Origin of the sequence: Pseudarthrobacter sp. PvP004 (genome assembly GCF_017876035.1) — a bacterium.
Lineage (GTDB): Bacteria > Actinomycetota > Actinomycetes > Actinomycetales > Micrococcaceae > Arthrobacter > Arthrobacter aurescens_A.
In genome coordinates, this window is sequence record NZ_JAGINL010000001.1 from 4813672 (window position 1) to 4837317 (window position 23646).

At 62.2% G+C, this 23646-nt stretch carries 26 protein-coding genes; 14 read left to right on the plus strand and 12 right to left on the minus strand.

All coding sequences use genetic code 11. The annotated features are described in order from the left end of the window. Positions 1–6 precede the first annotated feature (6 nt). The gene (locus tag J3A64_RS22065) at positions 7–192 is read left to right on the plus strand and encodes a hypothetical protein (RefSeq protein WP_043806331.1); all 186 of its coding nucleotides are present in this window, start codon (positions 7–9) and stop codon (positions 190–192) included. A gap of 132 nt (positions 193–324) precedes the next feature. Here the strand turns inward: J3A64_RS22065 and ggt are convergent, their stop codons facing one another. The 4 genes from ggt to J3A64_RS22085 form a co-directional block, all read right to left on the minus strand. Next, positions 325–2166, minus strand: a complete 1842-nt coding sequence (gene ggt / locus J3A64_RS22070; protein WP_210065924.1) for a gamma-glutamyltransferase — start codon at positions 2164–2166, stop codon at positions 325–327. A 107-nt stretch (positions 2167–2273) separates the two neighbouring features. Then, entirely contained in the window at positions 2274–3218 is a 945-nt protein-coding gene (locus tag J3A64_RS22075) for a hypothetical protein (RefSeq protein WP_210065926.1), read from the minus strand. Between the two features lie 193 nt (positions 3219–3411). Then, positions 3412–4314 (minus strand): NAD(+)/NADH kinase, encoded by a 903-nt coding sequence (locus J3A64_RS22080; RefSeq protein ID WP_210065928.1) that lies wholly within the window; start codon positions 4312–4314, stop codon positions 3412–3414. A 9-nt stretch (positions 4315–4323) separates the two neighbouring features. Continuing rightward, positions 4324–5343: an SPFH domain-containing protein gene (locus J3A64_RS22085; protein ID WP_210065929.1), complete on the minus strand. Its 1020-nt coding sequence runs from the start codon at positions 5341–5343 to the stop codon at positions 4324–4326. 77 nt (positions 5344–5420) lie between these two features. Between J3A64_RS22085 and J3A64_RS22090 the strand changes: the two genes are divergently transcribed. Next, positions 5421–6182 carry an NUDIX domain-containing protein gene (locus J3A64_RS22090; RefSeq protein WP_210065931.1) on the plus strand — a complete coding sequence of 254 codons (762 nt, stop codon included), beginning with the start codon at positions 5421–5423 and terminating at the stop codon, positions 6180–6182. Between the two features lie 19 nt (positions 6183–6201). On the opposite strand, the gene J3A64_RS22095 is transcribed toward J3A64_RS22090, so the two are convergent. The 4 genes from J3A64_RS22095 to J3A64_RS22110 form a co-directional block, all read right to left on the minus strand. Beyond that, the gene (locus J3A64_RS22095; protein WP_014922758.1) at positions 6202–6657 is read right to left on the minus strand and encodes a hypothetical protein; all 456 of its coding nucleotides are present in this window, start codon (positions 6655–6657) and stop codon (positions 6202–6204) included. A gap of 94 nt (positions 6658–6751) precedes the next feature. After that, positions 6752–7333 carry an AAA family ATPase gene (locus J3A64_RS22100; protein ID WP_210065933.1) on the minus strand — a complete coding sequence of 194 codons (582 nt, stop codon included), beginning with the start codon at positions 7331–7333 and terminating at the stop codon, positions 6752–6754. A 101-nt stretch (positions 7334–7434) separates the two neighbouring features. Continuing rightward, on the minus strand, positions 7435–8253 hold the full coding sequence (locus J3A64_RS22105; RefSeq protein WP_210065935.1) for an enoyl-CoA hydratase/isomerase family protein: 819 nt from the start codon (positions 8251–8253) through the stop codon (positions 7435–7437). Further along, positions 8250–9467: a CaiB/BaiF CoA-transferase family protein gene (locus tag J3A64_RS22110; protein ID WP_210065937.1), complete on the minus strand. Its 1218-nt coding sequence runs from the start codon at positions 9465–9467 to the stop codon at positions 8250–8252. Before J3A64_RS22110 ends, J3A64_RS22105 begins: the two co-directional genes overlap by 4 nt. Before the next feature lie 251 nt (positions 9468–9718). Here J3A64_RS22110 and J3A64_RS22115 point away from each other — a divergent pair, with 251 nt between their 5' ends. From J3A64_RS22115 to J3A64_RS22140, 6 genes are all read left to right on the plus strand, one after another. Next, positions 9719–10483, plus strand: coding sequence for an IclR family transcriptional regulator (locus J3A64_RS22115; RefSeq protein ID WP_011776092.1), 765 nt, complete (start codon positions 9719–9721; stop codon positions 10481–10483). A 231-nt stretch (positions 10484–10714) separates the two neighbouring features. Next, the gene (locus J3A64_RS22120; protein ID WP_167532113.1) at positions 10715–10873 is read left to right on the plus strand and encodes a hypothetical protein; all 159 of its coding nucleotides are present in this window, start codon (positions 10715–10717) and stop codon (positions 10871–10873) included. Next, a complete protein-coding gene (locus J3A64_RS22125; protein WP_043470673.1) occupies positions 10870–11133 on the plus strand; it encodes a hypothetical protein in 264 nt (87 codons plus the stop codon). Before J3A64_RS22120 ends, J3A64_RS22125 begins: the two co-directional genes overlap by 4 nt. A 403-nt stretch (positions 11134–11536) precedes the next feature. Continuing rightward, entirely contained in the window at positions 11537–11968 is a 432-nt protein-coding gene (locus J3A64_RS22130; protein WP_014922753.1) for a hypothetical protein, read from the plus strand. Positions 11969–12081: 113 nt separating this feature from the next. Then, positions 12082–12696, plus strand: coding sequence for an SRPBCC family protein (locus tag J3A64_RS22135; RefSeq protein WP_210065939.1), 615 nt, complete (start codon positions 12082–12084; stop codon positions 12694–12696). A 145-nt stretch (positions 12697–12841) separates the two neighbouring features. Then, positions 12842–14374 carry a CYTH and CHAD domain-containing protein gene (locus J3A64_RS22140; protein ID WP_210065941.1) on the plus strand — a complete coding sequence of 511 codons (1533 nt, stop codon included), beginning with the start codon at positions 12842–12844 and terminating at the stop codon, positions 14372–14374. Between the two features lie 4 nt (positions 14375–14378). On the opposite strand, the gene J3A64_RS22145 is transcribed toward J3A64_RS22140, so the two are convergent. Both J3A64_RS22145 and J3A64_RS22150 read right to left on the minus strand, forming a co-directional pair. Further along, the gene (locus J3A64_RS22145) at positions 14379–15215 is read right to left on the minus strand and encodes an alpha/beta fold hydrolase (protein WP_011776086.1); all 837 of its coding nucleotides are present in this window, start codon (positions 15213–15215) and stop codon (positions 14379–14381) included. 43 nt (positions 15216–15258) lie between these two features. Then, a complete protein-coding gene (locus tag J3A64_RS22150) occupies positions 15259–15675 on the minus strand; it encodes a helix-turn-helix domain-containing protein (RefSeq protein ID WP_043470671.1) in 417 nt (138 codons plus the stop codon). A 126-nt stretch (positions 15676–15801) separates the two neighbouring features. Here J3A64_RS22150 and J3A64_RS22155 point away from each other — a divergent pair, with 126 nt between their 5' ends. The 3 genes from J3A64_RS22155 (at position 15802) to J3A64_RS22165 (ending at position 20260) form a co-directional block, all read left to right on the plus strand. After that, positions 15802–16479, plus strand: a complete 678-nt coding sequence (locus J3A64_RS22155; protein WP_011776084.1) for an FMN-dependent NADH-azoreductase — start codon at positions 15802–15804, stop codon at positions 16477–16479. A gap of 83 nt (positions 16480–16562) precedes the next feature. Further along, positions 16563–18296: an ABC transporter ATP-binding protein gene (locus J3A64_RS22160; RefSeq protein WP_210065943.1), complete on the plus strand. Its 1734-nt coding sequence runs from the start codon at positions 16563–16565 to the stop codon at positions 18294–18296. Next, the gene (locus J3A64_RS22165; RefSeq protein WP_286176441.1) at positions 18293–20260 is read left to right on the plus strand and encodes an ABC transporter ATP-binding protein; all 1968 of its coding nucleotides are present in this window, start codon (positions 18293–18295) and stop codon (positions 20258–20260) included. Before J3A64_RS22160 ends, J3A64_RS22165 begins: the two co-directional genes overlap by 4 nt. Before the next feature lie 118 nt (positions 20261–20378). Here J3A64_RS22165 and J3A64_RS22170 read toward each other — a convergent pair whose 3' ends face one another. Next, positions 20379–21077: a hypothetical protein gene (locus J3A64_RS22170; RefSeq protein WP_210065945.1), complete on the minus strand. Its 699-nt coding sequence runs from the start codon at positions 21075–21077 to the stop codon at positions 20379–20381. 70 nt (positions 21078–21147) lie between these two features. Beyond that, positions 21148–21720, minus strand: coding sequence for an MOSC domain-containing protein (locus tag J3A64_RS22175; protein WP_210065947.1), 573 nt, complete (start codon positions 21718–21720; stop codon positions 21148–21150). Between the two features lie 64 nt (positions 21721–21784). Here J3A64_RS22175 and J3A64_RS22180 point away from each other — a divergent pair, with 64 nt between their 5' ends. From J3A64_RS22180 to J3A64_RS22190, 3 genes are read left to right on the plus strand one after another with little or no spacing between them, the layout of a single operon-like run. After that, positions 21785–22222, plus strand: coding sequence for a hypothetical protein (locus tag J3A64_RS22180; protein ID WP_014922745.1), 438 nt, complete (start codon positions 21785–21787; stop codon positions 22220–22222). Continuing rightward, complete coding sequence (locus J3A64_RS22185) at positions 22219–22410, plus strand: helix-turn-helix transcriptional regulator (RefSeq protein WP_043470667.1); 192 nt, start codon at positions 22219–22221, stop codon at positions 22408–22410. Before J3A64_RS22180 ends, J3A64_RS22185 begins: the two co-directional genes overlap by 4 nt. A 54-nt stretch (positions 22411–22464) precedes the next feature. After that, the gene (locus J3A64_RS22190) at positions 22465–23259 is read left to right on the plus strand and encodes an alpha/beta fold hydrolase (protein ID WP_210065949.1); all 795 of its coding nucleotides are present in this window, start codon (positions 22465–22467) and stop codon (positions 23257–23259) included. The last annotated feature ends 387 nt before the right edge of the window (positions 23260–23646 follow it).

The following is a 23646-nucleotide window of genomic DNA, read 5'->3' on the forward strand; positions in this document are numbered from 1 at the left end:
TAAACAATGAATCGCATCCCGTTCGTTTGGCTCTTTCTGGCATTGGTTCTCGGCACCTATGCCTTGTCAATTTTCATCTCAGATTCAGACCAGACGTGGTGGTCCACGGCTTCCGGCATCATCTTGGCCGCTGCATCCTTGGTTATGTTCTGGAAGTTCAGTCGGGAGCTCAGGAACAACCGCCAACCTTGAGCAATTCGGAGCAACTGTGGCTCGGCATACCTGTGGCGAAGGGACCCGGCCTCGCAGCAGAGGCCCGCCCCGGAGGCGACCCTCATCGGGCGCCTCCGGGGCGGGCTTCGTTTGCCAGGTTTGAGCTGCGCGTTACCTGCCGGGCTTGGCTGGCTTCACCACCATCGCCGAACCTCCACCACGCCGATCCGGCTCGGCGGCTGCGGTCAGCGATCCGTCCGGGTTGAACTCGATGGCGGTAGCCGCTCCGATCTCGGCAGCAGAAGTGAAGGCGTCACCAGCCGGAACCAGATCATGCCCCAAGGACTCCAGCGCCGGACCGTAAGCGTCAATAAACGCAGGCTCGGAGCTGATGGTCGCGCCATTCCGGGGTGCAGCCCGCGGGGCAGCCAAAGCCTCGGAAACAGTCATGCCCAAGTCGACGCGGTTCAGGATGGTCTGCAGCACGGTAGTGATGATGGTCGAACCCCCTGGAGAGCCCAGGGCCAGGAACGGCTTCTCATCCTTCAAAATAATGGTCGGCGACATCGAGGACCTTGGCCGCTTGTTCGGTTCGATCCGGTTCGGATCTTTCGGGTCATAGACCGTGCTGAAGTCGGTCAGTTCGTTGTTGAGCAGGAAGCCTCGACCCGGAACAACGATTCCCGAACCGCCGGTCTGCTCGATCGTGAGCGTGTACTCAACCACGTTGCCCCACTTATCTGCCACAGTCAGGTTCGTGGTTGAGATGTTCTCTGTATCCGTGTCTTTGGCGAGCGGTGCCACGGCAGCCGGGCACGCGCCGTCGAACGTTTTCAGGTCACCGGGGGCCACCGGCTTGGTTGCCGCGGTAGTCGGACTGATCTCGCAGGAGCGTTCCTTGGCGAACACGGGGTTGAGCAACGTCTGGGTGGGGACATTCACAAAAGCGGGATCGCCTACATAGGCGCCACGATCTGCGAAGGCAAGCGAGCTGGCCTCGATGTAATGGTGCAGGGCATCGACAGGTTTCATGCCTTTGAGATCGTAATTCTCCAGGATGTTCAGCGACTCACCCACCGTGGTGCCGCCACTGCTGGAAGGTGCCATGCCGTATACGTCGTAGCCGCGGTACTCCACCTTGGTAGGGGCCTGGTCCAGCACCTTGTAGTTGGCCAGATCCTGCACCGTCATGGAGCCAACGGGGACGGGGAGCTCGGTTGTGGCGGTTTTCGGCGGAGCCTGTACAGTCTTGACGATTTCCTCGGCGAGCGGGCCGCCGTAGAAGGCATCAGTCCCCTCCTTAGCCAGTTGCCTGTAGGTGTCGGCCAGTTCGGGGTTCTTGAACACACTTCCGACGGCGGGGGCGTCGCCGCCGGGAAGGAACAGGTCACGGGTAGAGGTAAACGCATCGAATCGGACCTCGTTGTCCAAGGTTTGCTGTCTGAACGTCTCGTCCACCACGAATCCCTTGTCAGCCACCTTGATGGCAGGCTTGAGGGTTTCACGGAGATTCATGGTTCCCCAACGCTCCAGGGCCCGCTCCCAGGTTGCGGGCGTGCCGGGCACTCCCACGGAAACACCGCTGGTGACGAGTTCCGGCGTGAACCGGTAGGGCTTTCCCTCGGGGTCCGCGGGGTTGATAAAGGCATCCTGTGTGATGCCCGCTGGTGCGGTTTCACGTCCGTCAATGGTCCCTACCTGCTGCGTCTTGGCGTCGTAGAAAACGAAGTAGCCGCCGCCACCGATGCCGGCGCTGTAAGGTTCGGTGACGCCCAAGGTTGCTGCTGCAGCGACGGCTGCGTCGGCTGCGTTGCCGCCTTTCCTCAATACGTCGATGGCGGCTGCAGAAGCTTCAGGATCAACGGTGCTCACGGCGCCGCCGTAGCCTGTGGCCGTGGCTTTCTTGTCTGTTTCGCGGGGATCGGCGAAGGCCGGACTGGCCATCGCGCCGCTCGTTGCGGTTAGTGCCAAGGCTGCCGTGACCGCAGCCAATTGACGTCTCACATGTGTCATGGTGTCTCCCAGAGTTGTTCCAGACGATGATGTGGGTGGACGGTCCGGTCACCCTATCTCGCGGTTTGGCGAGGAACAACGGTTGATTCTTGAAGCAGAATCGGCAATCAGGTGGTGCTGTGGACCCGCTGGGCAGCGATGACTCGAATGCCTACGCCTGCCAGTCCAAGAGCCAGGGCCAACAACACAGTGGGTACGGCTCCGCCGTCGGGACCCAGGGCTGCCGTGAGCACTTCCCTGCCCATCAGCACCATTTCAGGGATATCCCCAGCTATCACCCGGGTCCCAAGAACTGACTGGACGGCTGTAAAGACAGCGGGGATTACCCACAGGAAAGCGAGGTTTAGCACCCAAGCAGCCAAGCGGCCAAGGGGCCTCACACCGCACCAAGCCAGCGCGCAACCCACAACAATCGCTGGAAGCCAGTGGGCAATGGAAGGGACCGCGATGGGTACATTCGTGTGCCCAACAACGCCAACCACCCATTCAACGGCCCAGGATGTGAAGGGGACCGCCATAAGTCCGCCCCCAATGGTTGTTGCCACTGTTGACTTCGAAGCGATCAGCAGAAGAGCGACGACCGCGGCGAGGATGGAGCAAATGACGCCGGCCATCAGACCCGCACGGTAATACTGCGCCAGGGTCCCGCGCATCAACCCTTGGCCGAGGAGTTCGAATGACTGCACGGTGGCAGCTACTTGGACCAAGAGCAGGCCAACTATCGCGCACCATGTGACGAGTCGGCGTCGAACGGGGGACCAGACACGTATCGCAAACCCCGCTGCTGCGCCGCCCGTTGTCAGGAGAGCGACGATGGTGAGCACCTCATATTGGCTCAGGGGCAGGAGTGCCATGGGCATCTGGCCCGGTATGACCTGCGTAGCCCAGAGGTTCTGCAGGGGCAACCGGGCACCGGAAATCCACCAAGGGGCGAGGCCCAATGCTGCGGCAAGGATGCCAATCAATAACCCCAGGGCCGCGCTGCTGGCGGCACCGCGTGGACGCTTCTCTGACTCGTGAGTCCGCTCGGTAGCTATCTCGGCATGGCTCACGGAAGCTCCTAGGGTACGGCAGAGGACTGAAGCCCTAGAATACTGCGCCGAATGGAATAACCTGCGGGACGGTGCTGCTGCAAGGCGGGCCGTCATCACTAACTTTGAGCGATCCGACCCAGGGGGATGGCCTGAAAACGGCGTGTTGGCTCGAATCCACCATCAAAGTGGGTGGTGGCTGCACAGGTGAAGATCAAACAACCAGCTTCAGCGGCCGCTGCCCCAACTGCACCGTGATCTCCTGCCCCCACGATGCCGTCAGCCGGTCATCTTCCATGCCGTCGCCGAACACCACCAGTTGATCGGAAGCCACGGTAATCCGAAGGACTTCGCCTGCTTCCAGGACACCTTCGGTCAACGAGGCACCGGTGATCGGGGAGGGCCAGGCTTCGCGGACAAACCATGCGAGCCGCGGATCGGTGGGTCCAGGCAGTGCCCGCCCTCCACGTTCCAAAGCAATGGAGGCACACCAGCCGGTGGCGCCTGTGCCGGTGGAGACGATGAGGCCCGACGACGACTGCCGCTCTGTTTGCCCGCCCGGAACCGTGAAACTCGGCGCTGTGATGGAGTACTTCGCCGATTGGTGCGAGGCGTGCCCGACGAAAACTTCGTTGAGCGCCGAAAGCTGCTGACCGTCGTCGAGCGTTGCCGTCACAGTGGTGAGGTCCTGGCAGCGGAGCCGTCCAAGGTCGCCGGCACCCAGCAAGGCGGCGGCCGCTGCGGGCGTGTGCCGGACCAGTACGCCCGGGTTTGCGCCTGGCTCAGGATCGATGCCGATCACCGGCTGGCCGTTCAGGTACTTGGCAACATTCGCCACGAGTCCGTCCTGTCCCACCACGGCGATGATGTCCTCGGCCGTGAGCAGGAAGCGGCTCAGGTCCGCCCGTTCTACTTCTGCCTGGCGCCAATCGGAGGGTACTGCCGCCCTGATGGTTGCGAGAGCGGAGGTGAGCTGATCGTGCCGATCCTGCACGTCCTGGATGCTGCGGCCACGCGTACGGAGGAAGAACTCGGCCTGGCCCCGGGTGGCGTGCCGGTCCAGAAGTTCCTGGAGTTCTGTTCGTCGGTGGACGATGACGATGCGCGGGGTTGCCATGACCGGTCCTTACTTGGTGGGTTCTACAATAGCGGCGGGTTCCTTGAACAGTCCGGCAAGTGCTCCGCTGAGCAGGTCCGGAGTGATGGTGAGGTTCCCGATGTTCGGGAGGCTGCCGGCTGCATCCTTGAGTGCCAACGCCAGGAGTGTGGCCTGTTCCATGCCGCGGTAGACCTCCATGGTTGCGGCTTCGCGGGCTGCAGCTGCTTCGCCGACCAGTCGGATCTGATTGGCTTCGGCGGCGGCGCCAATACCCTTTCGTTCAGCTGAACCCTGGGCCTCAATGAGTCCCGCGGCTGCTTTCTCTTCAGCAGCGCGCCGGGCGTTTGCGCCTTCTTGGGCCACCAGATTTTCGCGGCGTACGGCCAGTTCGATTTGGCTCGCCATTTCGTTCTCGGAGATGGTGCGTTCACGTTCGACGGCGACTGCCCGCCTTTCGTATACGGCCCGGTCCGCTTCGGCCTGGAGTTGTTCACGCACCGGCGTCTGGAGGGCGCGTTCGACGTCGGATTCGGGACGAACTGCGAGGACCTGCACCCCGAGGATTTCGATGCCGGTGGACTGAAGCCTTGCATCGGCCCGCAGTGCTTCGGTGAGGACGAGACGCAGCTGGCTGACTCCGCGTTCCAGCGCCTCGGCGAGTGTGGTGGTGGCGATCTGGTCGATCGCGTGGCTTTGGCACAGCTGGCCGATGATGGTGGACACCTGCTCACGTCCGGTTGCCGGCGCCTTGCCCGCAGTTTGCAAGCCGAAGTCGAGGCGGGTGGAGACGGCCACGGGATCGATGAACCGGTAGGTCACGTTGGCCTGAACACTCACGTCCTGGTGGTCGCGGGTGATGGCGTGGAAGAGCGTGGGCAGTTCCTGGTCATCTACGGGGACCTCGCTCAGTACCGAGTTCGCGGGGCGGAACCAGAATGCCTGGCCAACTCCTTGGTGCCTGACCGTCCCCTTCTGGAGGTGGACGACGTAACCGGTGGGGCTGCCAAGGAAGTGGCTGATCCAGGGGTAGCGCTTGATGTTGGCCATGATGTTCTCTCTTTCATTTGGTTATCGTCAACTTGACGATAATCAAACACTAGAGTGGATCCAGCTTTATTGTCAAGATGACGATAATTTCCTACGATTGCTTCATGCCTGAATCCCATCCGGCGCCTGAGCGCTTCCCCGTGACAGTCGACATCGTCGCCCTGACGGTCCGCGACGGCGAGTTGAACGTCCTCCTCATCACCCGCCTTATTGAGCCCTTCCGCGGCAAGCTCGCACTACCGGGCGGCTTCGTTCTCGCGGGCGAGGACCTCCTCGAAGCGGCTGGTCGGGAGCTCGCGGAAGAGACCGGCGTCGAACATCTTCCGGGCCATCTGGAGCAATTGGGGAGCTACGGCCCGAAGGGGCGCGACCCTCGTGGCGACGTCCTGACCGTGGCTCATCTGCTGCTGGCGCCGGACTTTCCGGTGTTGTCGGCCGGTAGTGACGCTGAGCAGGCTGCGTGGTACCTGGTTCGTGATGTCCTCGATGGGAAGCTTGATCTGGCCTTCGACCACGCGCGGATCCTCGCCGACGCCTTGGAGCGGGCAAAGTCGAAGCTTGAATACTCGCCCCTGGGCGCGGCGTTCTGCGGCGAGGAGTTCACCATCGCCCAGCTCCGCTCCGTCTACGAGGCTGTGTGGGGCACACGCCTGGACCCGCGGAACTTCCACAGAAAAGCCACCGGAACGCCCGGCTTCCTGGAAGATACAGGGCGGATGACAACGGGCGACGCCGGACGGCCGGCTGCGCTGTTCAGGCTCGCCTCCGAGGCACGTCCGACGCCGGGCCAGCCAACCCGCGCCGTACTCAACCCTCCGCTAATGCGCCCGCGGGATTGACCGGCCGCTATGTACCCAACTACCTGTCCCTCAGTTTGCCGGCGTGGGCGAGGATGGCTGCGGCTGTGGACTCGGGGTTCGGGGTCGAGATGATCCACGTGCGGTTGGGCGTTTCGATGACGATGGCTGGTCCGCCGACCAGCAGCCCCCATGTTTTCCGGCCCAAGTAGCGAATGCCAAAGCCCTCGGTCAGGGAGCTGGATGGGGCGGGGGAGGCATCGACGATGTCCTTCAGTGGGACCGTCCGGGAGTAGAACGGCCGGCATCTGACTACCAAGGTGCGTTCTGTGGATTCGATGCTCACGGTCATACGCAGCACCAGCGCTGTCAAAAGGAGCATAAGAACAGCCAGCGCCAGGCTGATTAGCAGGACGCCGCTGGGAATAGCAGTCGCAATGATGAAGAAGCAGGCCACGCCCACAACGCTTGAAATGACTTTCTGGGATCCGCGGCTGATCCTAGCCTCTGAAATCACTGAAGATGTTCCTTCGCAAGCCGGCTCATCTGCGCGAGCCTACCCTGCAAAAGAGATGCTGCAAGTCAACCGGCCGCGCTGCGAGCCGCTTGGGCTAGGCGTGGAGTGGTTCCTTACCAGTGATCACACGGTTCAGCTGGGCCTGGACGTCGCCAGGTTCGCCGCTGGCGTCCACCACGGCAAAGTCTTCATATTCAGGCAGTGAACGGTATGCGTCCCTGAATGCCCTCAGATCGGCAACTGTCTCTTGGTCCGTCCCACGCGCCATAACCCGCTCATGGGCGATGGTGGGATCCGCGTCGAAGTGGACGTGCAGGTCAGCAGCCGGGAGTTTCTCCAGCAGCCATGGCAGCAGCCGGCCGCGACGCAATCCGTTGGCCTGGCGTAAGGCCAGCTGGCAATGGAGGTGGCGGTCCATGAGCACCAGGCCGTCGAATTGCCGGGCGCGCGCGTGGTTCACCAGCACGTTGAACACGCGAACGCCGGTTTCGATGAAGTCCGCGACGCGTGGCGGCACCTTCCACCCATACCGCGCCGATAGGAGCGACATCCTTCGGCGTGCAGCGTGATTACTGAGCAGCAGGGCGCTTCGTCCCTCAGTCAGAGCTGAATCGACCAAGGCGCGGGCCGCCGTCGTTTTTCCTGAGCCGTCAATTCCCGTCAGAACAATGAGCATGAGCCCTCCCTTCGTCTTCTGTACAACTCGTTCCCTGTACAACGCGGGGAGGGCCTCAGTTGTGCCGGATGAGGCGCGGATCACAGCTCAGGGGCTGCTCACTATGCAGGCCGCCACATGAACCGGGGCTGCTCGCGGTTCAGGAATGCGCTGATGCCGATCCCCATGTCCGGGCTGTCGGGCATCGCCGACCAAGCTGTCGCCCATTCCTGATCAATGCCGGCCGCAGGCACACTGTCCGTCAAGTCCACCAGCCGCTTCATGGAGTGCATGGAGAACCGGGAGCGGCTCCGCAAGGAACGGACAAGCGCTGCGCACTTCTCCTCAAAGGATTCGGAAGGCACGACGTCGGCAACCAGCCCGAGCGCTCGAGCTTCAGGAGCGCTGAACGTCTGTCCGGTGAGCAGGATGTACTTCGCGTTGGCATGTCCCACTAACCGGACCAGCCGTTCGAGGCCGGTCCGTGGGTAGATGATGCCGATCTTGGCCGGGGTGAGCCCTATGACGGCACGCTCGTTGGCGATGATGAAGTCGCAAGCCGACGCGATCTGCCACCCGCCGCCCATGCAGGCGCCATCCACCAGGGCAACGGCGGGCTTCGACAGGGCTGCGATGGCCGAATCTGCCCTGCTGAGGTGATCCGCCGTGGAACCGTCCGGCTGGGGATCCAGCAGCACCGAGGCCAGTTCACTGATGGACGCCCCGGCGCAGAACGTATCTCCGGCGCCGCGCAGCACAACCACCGCAACGTCCGGATCGGCGTCCAGTTGAGGCATCAGTTCCTGGATCTCCAGGCACATGGCCTTGGTCAGAGCGTTTCTCTGCGCCAGGTTGGAAATCTCCACAGTGGCCACGCCGTCAGCGATCGCGACAGAGATGCGGCCGGTCCGGGGACGCGCTACTTCGGAAACGGTGCTCATCGCGTTGCTCCAATCTTTGCCGACCCGCACACAACGCGACCCTCGCGCTCAAGCCGGGTGACGTCGTCGTGCGTCATTCCGCGTTCCATCAGTACTTGGGCGGTGTGCTCGCCCAGCAGCGGAGGCGGCGAAAGGATTTCGCTGGCCTCGCCGTCCAAACTGAGTGGGCCGCGGAGCAGGGGGAGCTCGGACCCATCCGCGCGTTGGCGGCGCTGCACGAGTCCCAAAGCGGCAACCTGTTCCGAGGCGAGGGCCTGCGTGTAGTCATAGATAGGGCCGCAGGGGATTCCGGCGTGGCTGATGAGGGGAACCCAGTCGGCGGCGGACTTGGCGCTGAGAGTACTTTCAATGAGCTCTGACAGCTGATCCCTGTTGGCCGAACGGTCCGCTCCGGTGATGAACCGGGGGTCCTCGACGGCGGCGGGAATGCCGAGCAAGTCGCAGAACGCCCGCCATTGCTTGTCGCTTCCCACCGCGATGTTGATGGGCTCCGTGGCCGTGGCGAACATGCCATATGGGGCAATGACGGGGTGATTGTTGCCCTGCGGCGTAGGTGCTTCTCTGAGACTCAGGGCTTTTTGTCCCTGGAAGGCTGAAAGGTTCAGCGCGGTTTCAAGAAGGGAAGTGGACACCCGGCTGGGGCGCTCGCCGTTTCGGGCCCCCAGAAGCGAGGAGACGATTCCGAACGCGCAAATCATTCCCGAGGTGATGTCCACGATTGGCACCCCCACGCGATAGGCCGAGCCGGGTCCGGGCCCAGTGACGGACATCAGCCCGGACATTCCCTGGATCACCTGGTCCAGTCCGGCGTCGTCCTTGAGCGGACCGGTGTTGCCGAAGCCGGTGACGGATCCAACCACGAGTCCCGGGTTGAGTTCCTCCAGCCGTGCTGGAGTGAACCCCATCTTTTCCAGGGTGCCGGGCTTGAAGTTCTCCACCAGGACGTCCGCGTCAGCGATCAGGCCGGCGAGGATGCCACGCCCCTCCTCCGAGTAGAAGTCGATGCACACCGAAACTTTATTGCGGTTGACGGAGTCAAAGTAGAGGCTGTGACCGTCCTGGAACGGAGGCCATTGGCGGGCGGTGTCACCCCCGTTGATGCTTTCCACCTTGATGATCCTGGCACCCATATCGGCCAGGAGGGCGGTGCAGTAAGGGCCGGCAAGGGCACGGCTGAGGTCGATCACGGTGATTCCGCGGAGTGGTTTGAGCACTGTGTTGTCCTATCGATGAAGGGTTCTAAGAGACTGGACGGAAGCACCAGGGCGCCAACAAGACGAGCCGCCTGACCACCACCGTGTCGATGGTCATTGCAGCCATCCACACGCCAACGCCGGCATCCGCTGCGAACATGGGCACTTTCTCCAATCAAGCTGCATCGGTTCACTAGATGAACCGTTGGTTCATTTTGGGAAGTCGCCTGTAATGTAGGGCACGGAAAGAAGTCGGTCAAGCGGGAGTGTGGATGAGTACTCAGAGCGTGGTCACGGCAATTCGGGTCCTGGAAGCGGTCTCGGACAATCAGCCGGCCGGCCTTTCAGAGCTGAGCCGTGAAGTGGATGTGCCCAAGGCGACGGTCCTGCGCATGCTCCGGACGCTCGGCGAGCTGGGGTGGGTTGCGCAGTCCGAGGCTCAGGCCGGGAAGTGGGTCCTGACCAACCACGCCTTTGCCGTTGCCAGCCGCGGAAGCAGCGGCTCAGTCATCCGCGATGCCGCCATGGGTCCACTGAACGCGCTGCAGTTGGACACCACCGAGACCGTGCACCTGGCAGTTCCGGACCGCGGCTACATGCTGATCATCGAACGCCTGGACACCCCGCATGTCCTCCGGGCGTTCCTGCCCCTGGGGTCAAGGCTCCCCATGCACGCCTCCTCCACGGGAATCGCGTACCTTTCGGCAGCCGACGACGCCTTTGTGGATGAGTATCTGGCCGGCCAGCTTGAAGCCTTGACGCCGCAGACCGTGGTGGACGCTGCCCAGCTTCGCGTGATGATCGCGGACACCCGGGCCCGCGGATATTCCATCAATGAGCAGGGGCTGAGTACGGGGATCACCTCGATCGGCGTGCCTCTGTTGGGTTCCGGCGGGGTCGCTGCAGGCTCCATCTCCATCTCCGGGCCATCGAGCAGAATTGTGCCCGCCAAGTATCAGGAATATGGCGAGGCTGCGGCAGGAACTGCCTTGGAGATCAGCCGGGCCCTTGGAGCGTTCTCGACAAAAGCGTACTAAGTTTCCTGTCGAACTCCTTCGCCGCGGGGCAGTGCACGCCTATCATGATGCTATGTACGTGCCTCTCCCGGGCATGAGTTCTGTTTGAACGCATTTCCGTGGGGGTACGTAAGCGATATGGAGGAGTAATTCTCCGATCGGTGCCCGTTGGCATGGGTGGCGCTTCAGAAATGGAGTACCAGCGGACGCCTTCCTGAATAGACAACCGTTATTGAAGGGATGCGTAGCTCAATGAATACACTCTTAATAATCGCCGGTGTTATCGCGATCATCTTGCTCCTCGTCGGCGGATTCAACCAAGCCCTCAGTTTCCTCCTGTGGGTGGGAATCATCCTGTTGGTGCTGGCCCTTATTGGCTGGGTAGTGGGTCGTGGTCGGTCGCGCGCATGACCACTGATCCGAGCGAGGTTGCCGGTTTCGCGCAAGTTCGCGATGGAACAACCACCCCGGGACATCCCATTCCCAGGGACCCCGGGGCGCCGGAATCGAGCAGCCAGGTACCAGTGGGTGATTCGTCGTCGGAAAGTCCGGAAGACGCCGTCGACGCTGGTCCCAGCGAATCAGCCAACCCGCCCGGGCCGGCCGAAGAGAAGGACGAAAAGACCGCGGACAACCGTGGTCTGACAACCGAAACAAACCCTACGGATTGATTCGGGGAGACGCGGCTGCGGCAGGGAGAAATCCCGGTCGTGGCCGCGTTTCTTTGGTCTTCGGCAGGTTTGTCAGTATGCTTACTAATAGCTGGGGATGTCAGTTCAGCGATTGGGGTAGTGATGCGGATCGGTTCTCTTATCGGGCTGTTCGTGGTGGTGTGGCTCATTATTGGGGCCGTGGCAGCGGGTCAGCGGGGTTACTTCACGGCTCCGCCCGCGCAGTGCTCGCAGTTTGCCACCATCGCCCTGAATATTGTCGCGGGGCCATTGAATTACACAGGATTGGATCCCCAGGGTGGTTGCGAAATTCCACAACCATCGTGAGTCGATGATTTTAGGGGCTGAACAGTAACGCTTTCACTCTCAAATCGCTAAGATTACTGACTAATTTCGTCAGGGCATGGACATGCCACCAGCTGCACTTATAGGTTCGAAGAGTTCCATAAACACGTTCACCGCTTTGGAAAGGACAGGTCTCATGGACAAGCAAAATGCCACACCGGAAGAGGAAGTGGGAGGCTACGGCACTCCTACGGCAGAGCAGGAAGCCGGCGGAGGGCAGGCCCAGCCCCGCGTGGAAGAAGACATCGAGGAAGCCTCCCTCGGAGAAGGCACCGGCGCGCCGAACCTCAGCCACCTGGATCCTGAGGATTCGGACAGCTCCGGCGAACCAGGCGCGGGCCGTTTCGGCGGAACCGACGAGCAGTACTTGGCCGAGCAGTCCACCCAGCCCGACGGCAACGATGATGGCTTGCCGGACGGCAGCGGCAACGACCTGCCACAAGAAGAGTCTCCCAACGACGATGACGATGAAAGTTTCGACGCCGGCTAAGAGCTTTGGCTGGCGCGCTTTAGACAGGCGCGCCACTGGTTAAGCAGCCAGCTGGCTGGCGCGCCACAAGCAGTACCGCGTAAGCACCCGAGACACGATCGAAGGAGCAACCTATGGCTACGGTCAATAAGTCAATCGAAGTGGATGTACCTGTATCTGTTGCCTACAACCAGTGGACGCAGTTCGAGACCTTCCCTCAATTCATGAACGGGGTGGAGGCCGTAGAGCAGATCGATGAAACGGGCCTTCACTTCTCAACCAACGTGGGCGGCGTGAAGCGCGAATACAACGCCCAGATCATTGAGCAGGTCCCCGATTCCTTGGTCAGCTGGGCCAGCGTGGACGGTCCCCGCAACGGGGGGACGGTGAGCTTCGAGCCCCTCGACGCAGGCAGCACCCGGGTCAACGTGGAGATCGTCTGGGAGCCGGATGGCCTCGCGGAAAAGGCGGGCTCTGCCCTTGGAGTGGACAGCCTGCGTGTTGGTGCCGACTTGGACAAGTTCAAGAAGTTCATCGAAGCCCAGGGGCATGAAACAGGTGCCTGGCGTGGCACGGTGTCCGGTGGAGATGTTGATGACACGGGCGAACCCTTCGGAAACGGGGGAGTGGCGACAGCCGAGTTCCCGCCAGTCGATCCGGATCTCTCAGCGCCCGCGGCCGACGTCTCAGCGCCCGCGTCCAACGAGGGTCCTGCCGAGCCGCCGCAGCCGCGCACTCCTGGTCTCTAGTAAGGGCTCCAGCTCTGGCGCCAGGCTCCGGACTGGCTCAAACTGGTTATAGAAGTAAAAAGTAGCTCCAACGAGGGCCGGCCATCACAACGGGCCGGCCCTCGTGGCATAAGGAAAATCAACGGCAGAGGGAGTTCTGGCAGTCATGGCAACGTCCAGCAATATGGAAGTTGAGCAGAAATTCGACGCCGAAGCGTCCACGCCGCTGCCTGACCTGAAAGCGATCGACGGGGTAGGGCGCGTGGGTGAACCCGCAACCCACAGCCTGGAAGCCATCTACTTTGACACGCGTCACCTGGCCCTTGCTTCCCGGGGAATCACACTGCGACGCCGCACGGGTGGGCCGGACGCCGGCTGGCACCTGAAGCTCCCGCACAGTGCGGGAAAGCGAACGGAAATCCAAGCACCGTTGGGCAGAGCCGATACTGTCCCGGTAGAACTCATGGACCGCATCATTGCCTACACCCGTGGTCACGCAGTGGCTGCAGTTGCAACACTGACCACGGAACGTACCAGCTACTCCTTGTATGGCAACGATGGCCACCGGATGGCCGACTTCGTGGACGACTCGGTCCAAGCCCAGTCCGTAATCGGTGAACCTCGTCAGCTGGAATGGAGGGAGTGGGAGGTGGAGCTGGCACCGGACGAAACCGACGACGGTGACGATACCTTGCTGAGCACCCTGACACAGCAACTTTCCGACGCCGGAGCAAAGCCGAGCGAGCGCACCTCCAAACTGGCCACAGCACTGGGCGACTCGTGGCCCGCTTCGAAGCGAACAGACCGTGAAGAGCCCAGCGGAAACGGTCCAGCCGTGATCCCGGTGCTCAATTATCTGGACGAACAAGTTGCCGATCTGCTCCTTCAGGACTCCCACGTCCGCCTTGCCCGGGACGACTCAGTCCACCAAATGCGCTCCCAAATCCGCCGCATCCGTGCAGTGCTGCATGGTTACAGCGCGCTGTTCGAGCAGGCACCGGTGAAGGACTTGGAGGGGGAGCTGAAATCGCTTGCAAAGACCCTTGGCCGGTATCGCGATGTGGAAGTCTTGCACGAACGCTTGAAGAACAGCCTTGATGAATTGCCGGGGAAGCTCGTCCTGGGTCAGCTCCACAACGAACTGGAAGAGCGGATGGCTCTGAGGGCCGAAACTGCGATGTCCGCCATCAGGAACCGGCTGAACAGCCCCCGCTATTTCACATTACTGGACGATCTGGAAGCTTTCATCGACGTTCCACCCTCTACGTCCAAGGGTTCAGGGCCGGCCAAGGAGACCACGGCAAAGCTCGTTAACAAAGCCGGCAAAAGGCTCCGCAAACGGCACGACGAAGCGGTGAGTGCCGCCGTCGGGCCTCAACGCGATAAGGCGTTCCATGAAGTCCGGAAGGCCGCCAAGAAGCTGCGCTTCGCCGCGGCGGCCGTGGAGAGCATTCACGGCAAGCGTGCCGTGAAGCTGGGGAGTGCGGCGCATAGGGTTCAGTCGATCCTTGGCGACCACCAGGACAGCGTGATGGCGCGGGCGGAGCTGCTGAAGCTCGGATCGGTGCCGGACGTCGGCAGCGGTGCTTTCACATATGGCGTGCTCCACGCGATGGAGCGCACCACCGCCGACGCGCAGCAGCAGGAGTACCTGAAGAAAGGCAAGAAGGCTCGGAAGCTACGCCTCAAAAACTCCTAGGGCTTTACTTCTTGAGGAACGCCAGCAGGGCGTCGTTGATTTCGGCCCCGTGCGTCCAGAGCAGCCCGTGCGGTGCGCCCTCGATTTCCAGGTACTCGGCGCTAGGCAGGGCGTCCTTGAATCGTCGGCCCGTGACGTCGATCGGCAGGATGTTGTCCGCCGTGCCGTGGACGATCAAGGCCGGGACATCGATCTTGGGGATGTCTGCGCGGAAGTCCGTGAGCCAGGTGGGCTGGGCGGCCACTGATGCGAAGGCCCCCGACTTGCTGGCGATGTTCCAGCTTGCATCCACGGATTCCTGGCTGAGGCGTGCGGTGCCAAGGAAGGTATCGCTGTTGTAGAAGTTCTTGAAGAAATCGGTGAAGAAGGCATAGCGGTCTGCTGTGACGGCGGCCGAAAGGCCATCGAAGACCTCCTGGGGAACACCGTCCGGGTTGTCGTCGGTCTTCAGGAGGAACGGCTCCAGCGAACCAAGGAACACAGCCTTGGCAACGCGGGCCGAGCCATACGTGCTGATGTAGCGCGCAACCTCGCCGGTACCCATGGAGAAGCCCACCAACACGGCGTCGTTCAGGTCCAGGGTATCCAGCACGGTCTTCAGGTCAGCGGCGAAGGTGTCGTAATCGTAGCCTTCAGTCGGTTGGCTGGACTTGCCGAACCCGCGGCGGTCGTACGTGACGACGCGGTAGCCGGCGTCGAGCAGTGCTGCAGTCTGCTTCTCCCAGGAGGAACCGTCCAACGGATAGCCGTGGATCAGGACCACTGCCTGGCCGGTCCCATGGTCTTCGTAGTAAAGCTCAATCTCAGTGCTGTTTTCGTTTCCGACGGTGATGTAAGCCAAAACTCAAGTCCCTTCGATGCGGTTCAACACGAACGTTTCCAGCCTACTGTCCGGGGGTGACGCTGGCGCGGTCCCTGTCCTGGTGTTGGCGGGACGCAGCCACGGCATCCATGTTGTCCTCAGCCCACTCCTTCATATCGAAAATGATCGGGAGCAGGGACCGGCCAAGGGGTGTGAGCTCATAGTCCGTCCGCACCGGAACAGATGCAGTGACTTCACGGTGAATCAGTCCGTCCCGCTCCAGCGAGCGGAGCGTGGAAGTCAGCATTTTCTGACTGGCTCCCGGAATGCGCCGGCGCAGTCCACTGTGCCGCTGCGGCCCTTCCTCCAAGGCGAGCATCACCAACGTCACCCATTTGCTGCTGATGGCTTCCAGCAGTTGGCGTGCAGGGCAGAGCTCCAAGGAGGCGTTGTAGTGGTGCTGTGCTCTGCGCCGTGTCTGATCAGCTGTGAGTGTCATGCTCCTCATCATTGCAGGTACTTTGAGGTGCCTTGGGCACAATAAAGTGCGTTCTTACGCTGTACGACGTACCCGGGTGAGGATCGAATCGGGGGTAAAAGCTTCCCCCGATTCGAAAGGAACACCATGCCCTCCATCCTCCACATCAACGCTTCGCCCCGTTACGCGAACAGCGATTCTCTGCGGCTCGCCCGCCACTTCATCGACTCCGTTCAGGCTGCTGCCTCGGAGACCTTCGAGGTGGAGACGGTGAACCTGTTCGACGACGGCGCGTTGCCGGCTTTCGGCCGGACCGCGGCCGCGGCGAAAATGGCTGTCTTCACAGGTCAGGACCAGACACCGGAACAGGTTGCGGCCTGGGAAGCCGCCCGCGCAGTCTTTGACCAATTCGCAGCCGCAGACGCTTATGTCTTCAACATTCCCATGTGGAACTCGGGCGTGCCCTACGTGCTGAAGCAGTGGATCGACATCATCACCCAGCCCGGCTGGAGCTTCGGGTTCGACCCCGAAAGGGGCTATAGCGGACTCATGGAAGGCAAGCAGACCGTCGCCATCCACACGAGCGGTGTTTATGCCCCGGGGGTTCCGGCAGCTTTCGGCTCCGACTTCAGCAGCAGCTACGTTGCTGACTGGTTGAACTTTGTGGGCATCGAGGACGCTACGCACGTCCGCTTCGCCCCGACAGTGCTCAACGCGGACGTCGAAGGCACTCGCATTCTTGCCGAGAATGAACTCAGCGACGCCGCACTGCTGTTCGCGGGGAAGCTCCAGGCTGTGGGGCGGTTGCAGTTCGCCACAGACTAAATCAGCGAGAACTTCCTCTAGTTGCCCGCAGCAACCAGACGTAAACTGGCCTTCGGTTTACATCGCTCGGGCTCGGAGATCCCATGCTGTGGAAGGTACTTGTTCGCTTCCTGCGGCCGCATCAGCGGCTGCTGATCGCCGTCGTCATCTTTCAGTTGGCGCAGTCCATCGCGTCCCTGTACCTGCCGACGCTGAACGCGGACATCATCGACAACGGCGTCGCCACCGGTGATACCGACTACATCCTGCGCATGGGCGGACTCATGCTGCTCATTACCTTGCTGCAGATCGCCTGTGCCGTGGTTGCCGTGTATTTCGGTGCGAAGGCTGCCATGGGGATGGGCCGTGACCTCCGGGATGCCATCTTCAGCAGGGTGGGGGAGTTCTCGGAGCAGGAGGTCACCAGATTCGGGGCGCCGTCCTTGATTACCCGATCCACCAACGACGTCCAACAGGTACAGCAACTGGTGCTCATGTCCTGCACGCTCATGGTCGCGGCGCCCATGCTGAGCATCGGCGGCGTGATCATGGCGGTGCGGCAGGACGCGCAGTTATCGTGGCTGATCGCAGTGTGCGTGCCGGTGTTGCTTGTGGCTGTCGGGCTGATCGTCACGCGGATGGTGCCGCTGTTCCGGAAGATGCAGGTCCGGATCGACGCCGTCAACAGGGTCCTCCGCGAGCAGCTCACCGGCATCCGGGTGGTGCGGGCCTTCGTCCGGGAGGATATGGAAGCCACACGGTTCGGCAAAGCGAACGACGACGTCACTGACGTTGCGCTCCGGGCCGGCCGTTTGATGGCGCTCATGTTCCCTGCGGTCATGCTGGTCATGAATGTTTCCAGCGTGGCGGTGATCTGGTTCGGGTCCTTCAGGATCGAGGACGGCTCCATGCAGGTGGGCACGTTGATCGCGTTCCTGAGCTACCTGATGCAGATCCTCATGTCCGTCATGATGGCAACGTTCATGGCCGTGATGATCCCGCGCGCGTCCGTTTCCGCCGACCGCATCGGCGAGGTGCTGGAAACAGACTCAAGTGTCCAGCCGCCGTCGAACCCTGTCTCGGGCGGCATCCGCCGCGGCGAACTGGAAATGCGCGACGTCGGCTTCGCCTACCCGGGTGCCGAACAGCCGGTGCTGAGCGGGCTTTCGTTCACCGCCCGGGCGGGCGAGACCACCGCGATCATCGGCAGCACCGGCGCGGGCAAGACCACTTTGGTGAACCTCATGCCGCGGCTGTTCGACGCCACCTCCGGATCCGTACGAATGGACGGCGTGGACGTCCGAGAGCTGCACCCGGACCTGCTGTGGGGGCACATCGGGCTGGTGCCGCAACGGCCCTACCTGTTCTCCGGGACGGTCCGCAGCAACCTTCACTACGGCAAACCCGACGCCACTGAGGATGAATTGTGGCAGGCGCTCGCGGTGGCCCAGGCCCGGGACTTTGTTGAGAAAATGGACGGCGGCCTGGACGCCGTCATTTCGCAGGGCGGCACCAACGTGTCCGGCGGCCAGCGGCAACGGCTCGCGATCGCCCGTGCCCTGGTGAAGCAGCCTGAGCTCTACATCTTTGACGACTCCTTCTCATCCTTGGACACCGCCACTGATGCCCGGCTCCGGCAGGCCCTCAAACGCCACATCAACGGAGCCACGCTGGTGATCGTGGCGCAGCGGGTCTCCAGCATTGCGGATGCTGACCAGATCTTGGTGCTCGACGACGGCAGGATCGTTGGGCGCGGAACGCACGACGAGTTGCTGGAGACTTCCGAAACGTACAGGGAAATCGTGTCCTCCCAACTCGCGGCGGAGGAGGCGGCATGAGTTCTGTGTCAGCTGGCCCCCGCGGTCCCCAGCGGCCGGCCATGGGGCCGGGCAGGGGTGGTCCTTTCGCCGGTATGAACATCCCGGCCGAGAAGGCCTCGAACTTCAGTGCCTCCGCCCGCCGTTTGTTGGGAACGCTGCGGCCTGAACGATTCTGGCTGATCCTGGTGCTGGTTTTCGCCGTGGTCAGTGTTGCTTTGTCCGTGATCGGACCCCGGCTGCTGGGTGAAGGCACCAACCTGATCTTCGCCGGAGTCGTCTCCAAACAGTTCCCCGCTGGTGCCTCCAAAGCCGACGTGATCGCAGGGCTGCGCGCCTCAGGTGAGGACAGCAAAGCCGACATGCTGAGCGCCATGGCACTCACGCCCGGCGTCGGAATCGACTTCGGTGCGTTGGCCTCGGTGCTGCTGTGGGCATTGGCACTGTATGTCCTGGCCTCAGCGTTCGGCTGGATGCAGGCGTACGTGCTCAACGGCGTCGTTCAACGGACCGTGTACCGCCTCCGTGAGCGGATAGAAGCGAAAATCCACCGGCTGCCCCTGCGCTATTTCGACTCCATCCAGCGCGGCGAGCTGCTGAGCAGGGTGACCAACGACGTAGACAACATCTCCCAAAGCCTGCAGCAATCCATCAGCCAAGTGGTCTCGTCCCTGCTGACCGTGGTGGGTGTGTTGGTGATGATGTTCCTGCTCTCGCCGCTGCTGGCACTGATTGCCTTAGTAACTATTCCGTTGACGCTGGGGACCACGCTGCTGATCGCAAAACGCTCGCAGAAGCTGTTCGTGGCGCAGTGGAAGAACACCGGCGAACTCAACGGCCAGATCGAGGAAACCTACACCGGGCATGCGTTGGTGAAGGTCTTCGGACGGCAGAACGAGGTGCAGGAGAAATTCCGTCTCAAGAACTCGGAGCTGTATCAGGCGAGCTTCGGGGCGCAGTTCGTGAGCGGCCTGATCATGCCGGCCATGACCTTCATCGGGAACCTGGTTTATGTGGGAATTGCCGTGGTGGGCGGTCTGCAGGTGGCCTCCGGTTCCATGCAGCTGGGCGACGTTCAAGCCTTCATCCAGTACTCACGGCAGTTCACCATGCCCTTGGCGCAGCTCGGCTCCATGGCGAACATGCTGCAGTCCGGGGTGGCCTCGGCCGAGCGTGTGTTCGACCTGTTGGATGAGGAGGAAGAGTCGGCCGAACCTGAGCCTTCCGGTGCTGGTCCTTCGCGCGGGCGGCTCGTGTTCGAGAACGTGTCCTTCCGGTACTCCCCGGACAAGCCGCTGATCACAGACCTCAGTTTGGTTGCCGAGCCGGGTCAGAGTATCGCGATTGTCGGGCCGACAGGAGCGGGAAAAACCACGTTGGTGAACCTCATGATGCGTTTCTACGAGCTGGACTCCGGGCGCATAACCTTGGACGGCGTGGATATCGCGTCCCTCTCGCGGCAGGAGCTGCGCTCGCGGATGGGGATGGTCCTCCAAGACACCTGGCTGTTCGGCGGGACGATCCGCGACAACATTGCCTACGGACGGCCAACCGCTTCCGAAGCGGAAATCATGGAAGCCGCGCAGGCGACGTATGTGGACAGGTTTGTTCGGTCCTTGCCCGAGGGATACGACACCTTGCTCGACGACGAAGGCGGAAACGTCTCAGCCGGGGAGAAGCAACTGCTCACCATTGCCAGGGCCTTCCTGTCCCGCCCATCGGTGCTGATCCTGGACGAGGCCACAAGCTCGGTGGATACCCGGACTGAGGTGTTGGTGCAGAAAGCCATGAACGCGTTGAGGTCTGACCGGACGAGCTTCGTGATCGCCCACCGCCTCTCAACCATTCGGGACGCCCACCTCATCCTGGTGATGGAAGCCGGGCAGATCGTGGAGCAGGGGACGCACTCGGAGTTGCTGGCCTCGGGTGGGGCGTACTCCCGGCTGTACGAGGCGCAGTTCGCGGCGCCGGTATCCGAGGTGTGAGGCGCGGCCCGCGGCGTACGCTTCTGGCCCATCTTTCGACGCCGGCGGGTCGGTCTACAACTGCCGTAGGTTGATTTTGAGGTATTGATGGCTCAAAGAAGGGCTGGAAGCCACGCGTCTAATCCCGTCGGCGGGCCAACGCGTAGGAAGGTTCGCGCAGTCGCCTCGTCCAGCCGTACGTTCCTGCTGTTGGAAGCGGATTGAGGACCGGATCAAATCGTTCGGCGGTGTCTTCTGCATGGTCGGCAAGGCTGAGGGCTAGAGTGCCGAACCTGTTCCATGGACCCAGTGGGCTGCCGTGATGGAGTTCAAGGATCCACGTCTCATCACCCAGAAGTGACCGGAAAGCACTCGGTTCCACGGGCAGCTTAGCGGGTCCGCCGATGGTCCTTGCTGCTATCAATACGGGGCCGTCGTCAGACTTGTACGGCATCATGCTGGAGAAAACCGCAGACGCTGCATCCCGCCTCAGCCGGAGGATGAACCGGCCAAGACCTGTCGGCCCGGTGGTGGCGAGGAGCATGTCGGACAGTTTGTCCTGCTCAGTGAAGCGCACGGCCAAACCGATGATGTCAGGGAAGGCGTCCGGCAAACCGATGGAGCGCGAGAGCCGCGCGTCCACCACGTTGCTCCCCGCGGTGTCCAGCCAAGGGATTCCCGACGGCTCCCGCGGACCGGCGTCCCTTTCCAAGGTTCCCACCAGCCGGATGCCCTTTGGGTGGATCGGCCTATGCGGACGCACAACTTTTATGGCCCGGAAGAGCGCAGCGAACGCGGATCCGGCCAAGGCTTGTACTTTGCTGCTGACGGTATCCACCTGATCACCCTATGCGGGGAGGCCATCGAATGACAGGGTGCTGACCTTCGCGGACGCGGGGTGGAGGTCCTTATGGCAACCTCGATGGCCTCAGCACGTTCGCGTCCCCGGCCTTAGTCGGGTCGAGCGGCACGGGGCAGACCAGTACTGCGGGGCCTCGGTGCAGCAAGCCGCCCGCGATCACCTGGCACCGGACACCACCACGCCCGCGCATGGCCTTGTGGGCGCCGGGGGCGAGCATTTCATCCATCCAGGCGCAGGGGTGGGCAGGTCGCCCGGCCTTAAGCCGAACCGTGTCTCCGCCGGACTCAAGCGTGAACTCATGGCCAAGCAACGGGGACAACTCAACTCCTCGCAGCACCACGTTTCTACGGGTCAGGAGGGGGTCAAAAGGTCCAGCGCCAAGCTCGGCGGCGATCGATTCAAGAGCCTCCACCGCGAAGAGTGTCACTGCAGCATCCATGTGTGCGGCTTTGCCGAAGAACCTGTCGCCAACAATGCCTTTGCCCGTAACCAGTTCCGCGTGGTCCGCGTCGGTGGTGGGGACCTCCGCCGCGCCTTCCCGGGCACGGCCAAAGTAGGCGTGGGCCGGCGACACCAAAAGGTGCAGCACCTCGACGTCGTACCTGTAGTCAGCGGTCATCCCTCAACGCTAGCCCCGATGCGCAACCATTGCCTCTACATGTAAAGGGTGCTTTACTTTCAAGATGAGTAAAGCTTCCTTTACATCTAGGCGGGCGCCGTTCCATCACTACGTCTTGGCAATCATCCTCGGCGCCATCCTCACAATCGCCATCTCTGTCCTGGTGGGTGCATCAAATCCGGATGACTTCTGGCTCGCTGCGGGGATTGGAGCCCTTTGTGCCGCCTACCCGGCTATGTCACTGGGAGCCAAGGTCTTCGTGTCGAACCACACGGTCACGCGTGATATGCATGGCGAGCAGAGTGTTGAGTTGCAGTGGATGCGCCAAGCCGCAGCGGGTGCGTTCCTGGATATTCTGGTCGCCGTGCTGGTTGCTGTCCTGGTGCTGGTCATCGGACGCATCACCGTGGATGCGGCGCCGGTCCTCCTGGCTGTCGTTGGCTTGAGCGCGGTGGACGCCGGGGTGCGTTACCTCGTAATCCGCCACCGGGCTCTGAAGTGAAGAACAACCTCGCCGAGCGCCGGGCCGGACGCAACTGGACGCAGGCTGACTTGGCTGCCGCGCTCGGAGTTTCCCGGCAGACGGTGATTTCCATCGAACGTGAGAAGTTCGATCCCTCGCTGCCGTTGGCGTTCCTCATTGCGCGCACCTTCGACTGCGCCATAGAGGACATTTTCACTGCTGATTGACACACTGTGTCCTGCGCCGCAGCGCTTTGAGGGCGGCCCGGATACTGTGGCACGGTGAACTTTGCGGAGGCCGCCGACGGCGCTGAACTCGCCTGGACGTCTGAAGGCGAGGGCGAAGCAATGCTCCTGATCGCCGGACAGGCCACGTCCATGGACGGTTGGGGCCCGACGGCGGAACTTCTGTCCCGCTCTTACCGCGTCATCCGCTTCGACCACCGGGGGATTGGTCGGAGCGGGAAGGGTGACGCCGAGCGCTACACGACGCGGCTTCTTGCCCAAGATGCTGTTGCTGTCCTTGACGCCGCGGGTGTGGATTTAGCACACGTGTACGGTCATTCGATGGGAGGGCGGATTGCCCAATGGCTGGCCATCGATCATCCGCAAAAAGTCCGCACTCTGGTTCTTGCCGCAACGAGCGGTGGAAAGTGGCCCGACGCTGGAACCCTTCCGGATAAGGCGGCCCTGGAAGCCTTGACCAGTGGAGATATGTCGCGTCTGGAGCCGCTCTTCTTCGATGCGGAGTGGGTCATGAACAATCCCGCAGCGACGCATACGTTCTTCAACTCCCATGCTTCGGCTTGGGCCAAAGCGCGCCATTTCACGGCCAGTCGCGAGCACGATGCTTGGAGTCGGCTCAGCGAAATCCAAGCACCCACGCTCATACTCCATGGAACTGAGGACGCGCTCACGCCCTTGCCCAATGCCCTGCTTCTTCGCGAGCACATCCCACGCTCCGTCCTGGTGAGGGTTCCCGGTGCAGGGCACGGCCTTCACTTGGACCACCCGGAGACGGTCGAGTGGATCCGGCAGTTCATCGCGAGGAAGAACGCTAGGGGATTGCGTCCGTGAGTCCTGCATTCGAAAGGTGGCTGTCGGATCGGGCATCAGGTTCGAAAACTCGCGTGTCACTGGCGTCTCCAAATCGAAGCCGTCCGTAACTTCGGCGCTGTCCGGCAGCCCAGATTGTCCGGTTCCGACGCGGTGGAGGGCCTTGCCCATCAGCTCTCTTTCGAGTTGGTAGAAGGCCAGAGTGTTGGCGCCTTCGCCTGGTCCTGCGAAGAGGGAGGCAAGGCGGTGGCCGCCGTCGTAGCCGCGACCGCCGGCACGGCGGCCGGCGAGTATTTGTTGCAACGCGCTGCGGTTCATGTCGCCTTTGAGCAGTCCAGTGGACTATGGAGCCCGACGACGGCGGACGCAGCTCCGCTTCTTCCCAAAGCTTGGATCGCGGCTGCTCCA

Coding starts and splice junctions, on each gene's coding strand:
- J3A64_RS22065 (WP_043806331.1), top strand. CDS start 7: ATGAATCGCATCCCGTTCGTTTGGCTCTTTCTGGCATTGGTTCTCGGC.
- ggt (WP_210065924.1), bottom strand. CDS start 2,166: ATGACACATGTGAGACGTCAATTGGCTGCGGTCACGGCAGCCTTGGCA.
- J3A64_RS22080 (WP_210065928.1), bottom strand. CDS start 4,314: ATGGCAACCCCGCGCATCGTCATCGTCCACCGACGAACAGAACTCCAG.
- J3A64_RS22085 (WP_210065929.1), bottom strand. CDS start 5,343: ATGGCCAACATCAAGCGCTACCCCTGGATCAGCCACTTCCTTGGCAGC.
- J3A64_RS22090 (WP_210065931.1), top strand. CDS start 5,421: ATGACGATAATTTCCTACGATTGCTTCATGCCTGAATCCCATCCGGCG.
- J3A64_RS22100 (WP_210065933.1), bottom strand. CDS start 7,333: ATGCTCATTGTTCTGACGGGAATTGACGGCTCAGGAAAAACGACGGCG.
- J3A64_RS22105 (WP_210065935.1), bottom strand. CDS start 8,253: ATGAGCACCGTTTCCGAAGTAGCGCGTCCCCGGACCGGCCGCATCTCT.
- J3A64_RS22115 (WP_011776092.1), top strand. CDS start 9,719: ATGAGTACTCAGAGCGTGGTCACGGCAATTCGGGTCCTGGAAGCGGTC.
- J3A64_RS22120 (WP_167532113.1), top strand. CDS start 10,715: ATGAATACACTCTTAATAATCGCCGGTGTTATCGCGATCATCTTGCTC.
- J3A64_RS22125 (WP_043470673.1), top strand. CDS start 10,870: ATGACCACTGATCCGAGCGAGGTTGCCGGTTTCGCGCAAGTTCGCGAT.
- J3A64_RS22130 (WP_014922753.1), top strand. CDS start 11,537: ATGGACATGCCACCAGCTGCACTTATAGGTTCGAAGAGTTCCATAAAC.
- J3A64_RS22135 (WP_210065939.1), top strand. CDS start 12,082: ATGGCTACGGTCAATAAGTCAATCGAAGTGGATGTACCTGTATCTGTT.
- J3A64_RS22140 (WP_210065941.1), top strand. CDS start 12,842: ATGGCAACGTCCAGCAATATGGAAGTTGAGCAGAAATTCGACGCCGAA.
- J3A64_RS22150 (WP_043470671.1), bottom strand. CDS start 15,675: ATGACACTCACAGCTGATCAGACACGGCGCAGAGCACAGCACCACTAC.
- J3A64_RS22155 (WP_011776084.1), top strand. CDS start 15,802: ATGCCCTCCATCCTCCACATCAACGCTTCGCCCCGTTACGCGAACAGC.
- J3A64_RS22160 (WP_210065943.1), top strand. CDS start 16,563: ATGCTGTGGAAGGTACTTGTTCGCTTCCTGCGGCCGCATCAGCGGCTG.
- J3A64_RS22165 (WP_286176441.1), top strand. CDS start 18,293: ATGAGTTCTGTGTCAGCTGGCCCCCGCGGTCCCCAGCGGCCGGCCATG.
- J3A64_RS22175 (WP_210065947.1), bottom strand. CDS start 21,720: ATGACCGCTGACTACAGGTACGACGTCGAGGTGCTGCACCTTTTGGTG.
- J3A64_RS22180 (WP_014922745.1), top strand. CDS start 21,785: ATGAGTAAAGCTTCCTTTACATCTAGGCGGGCGCCGTTCCATCACTAC.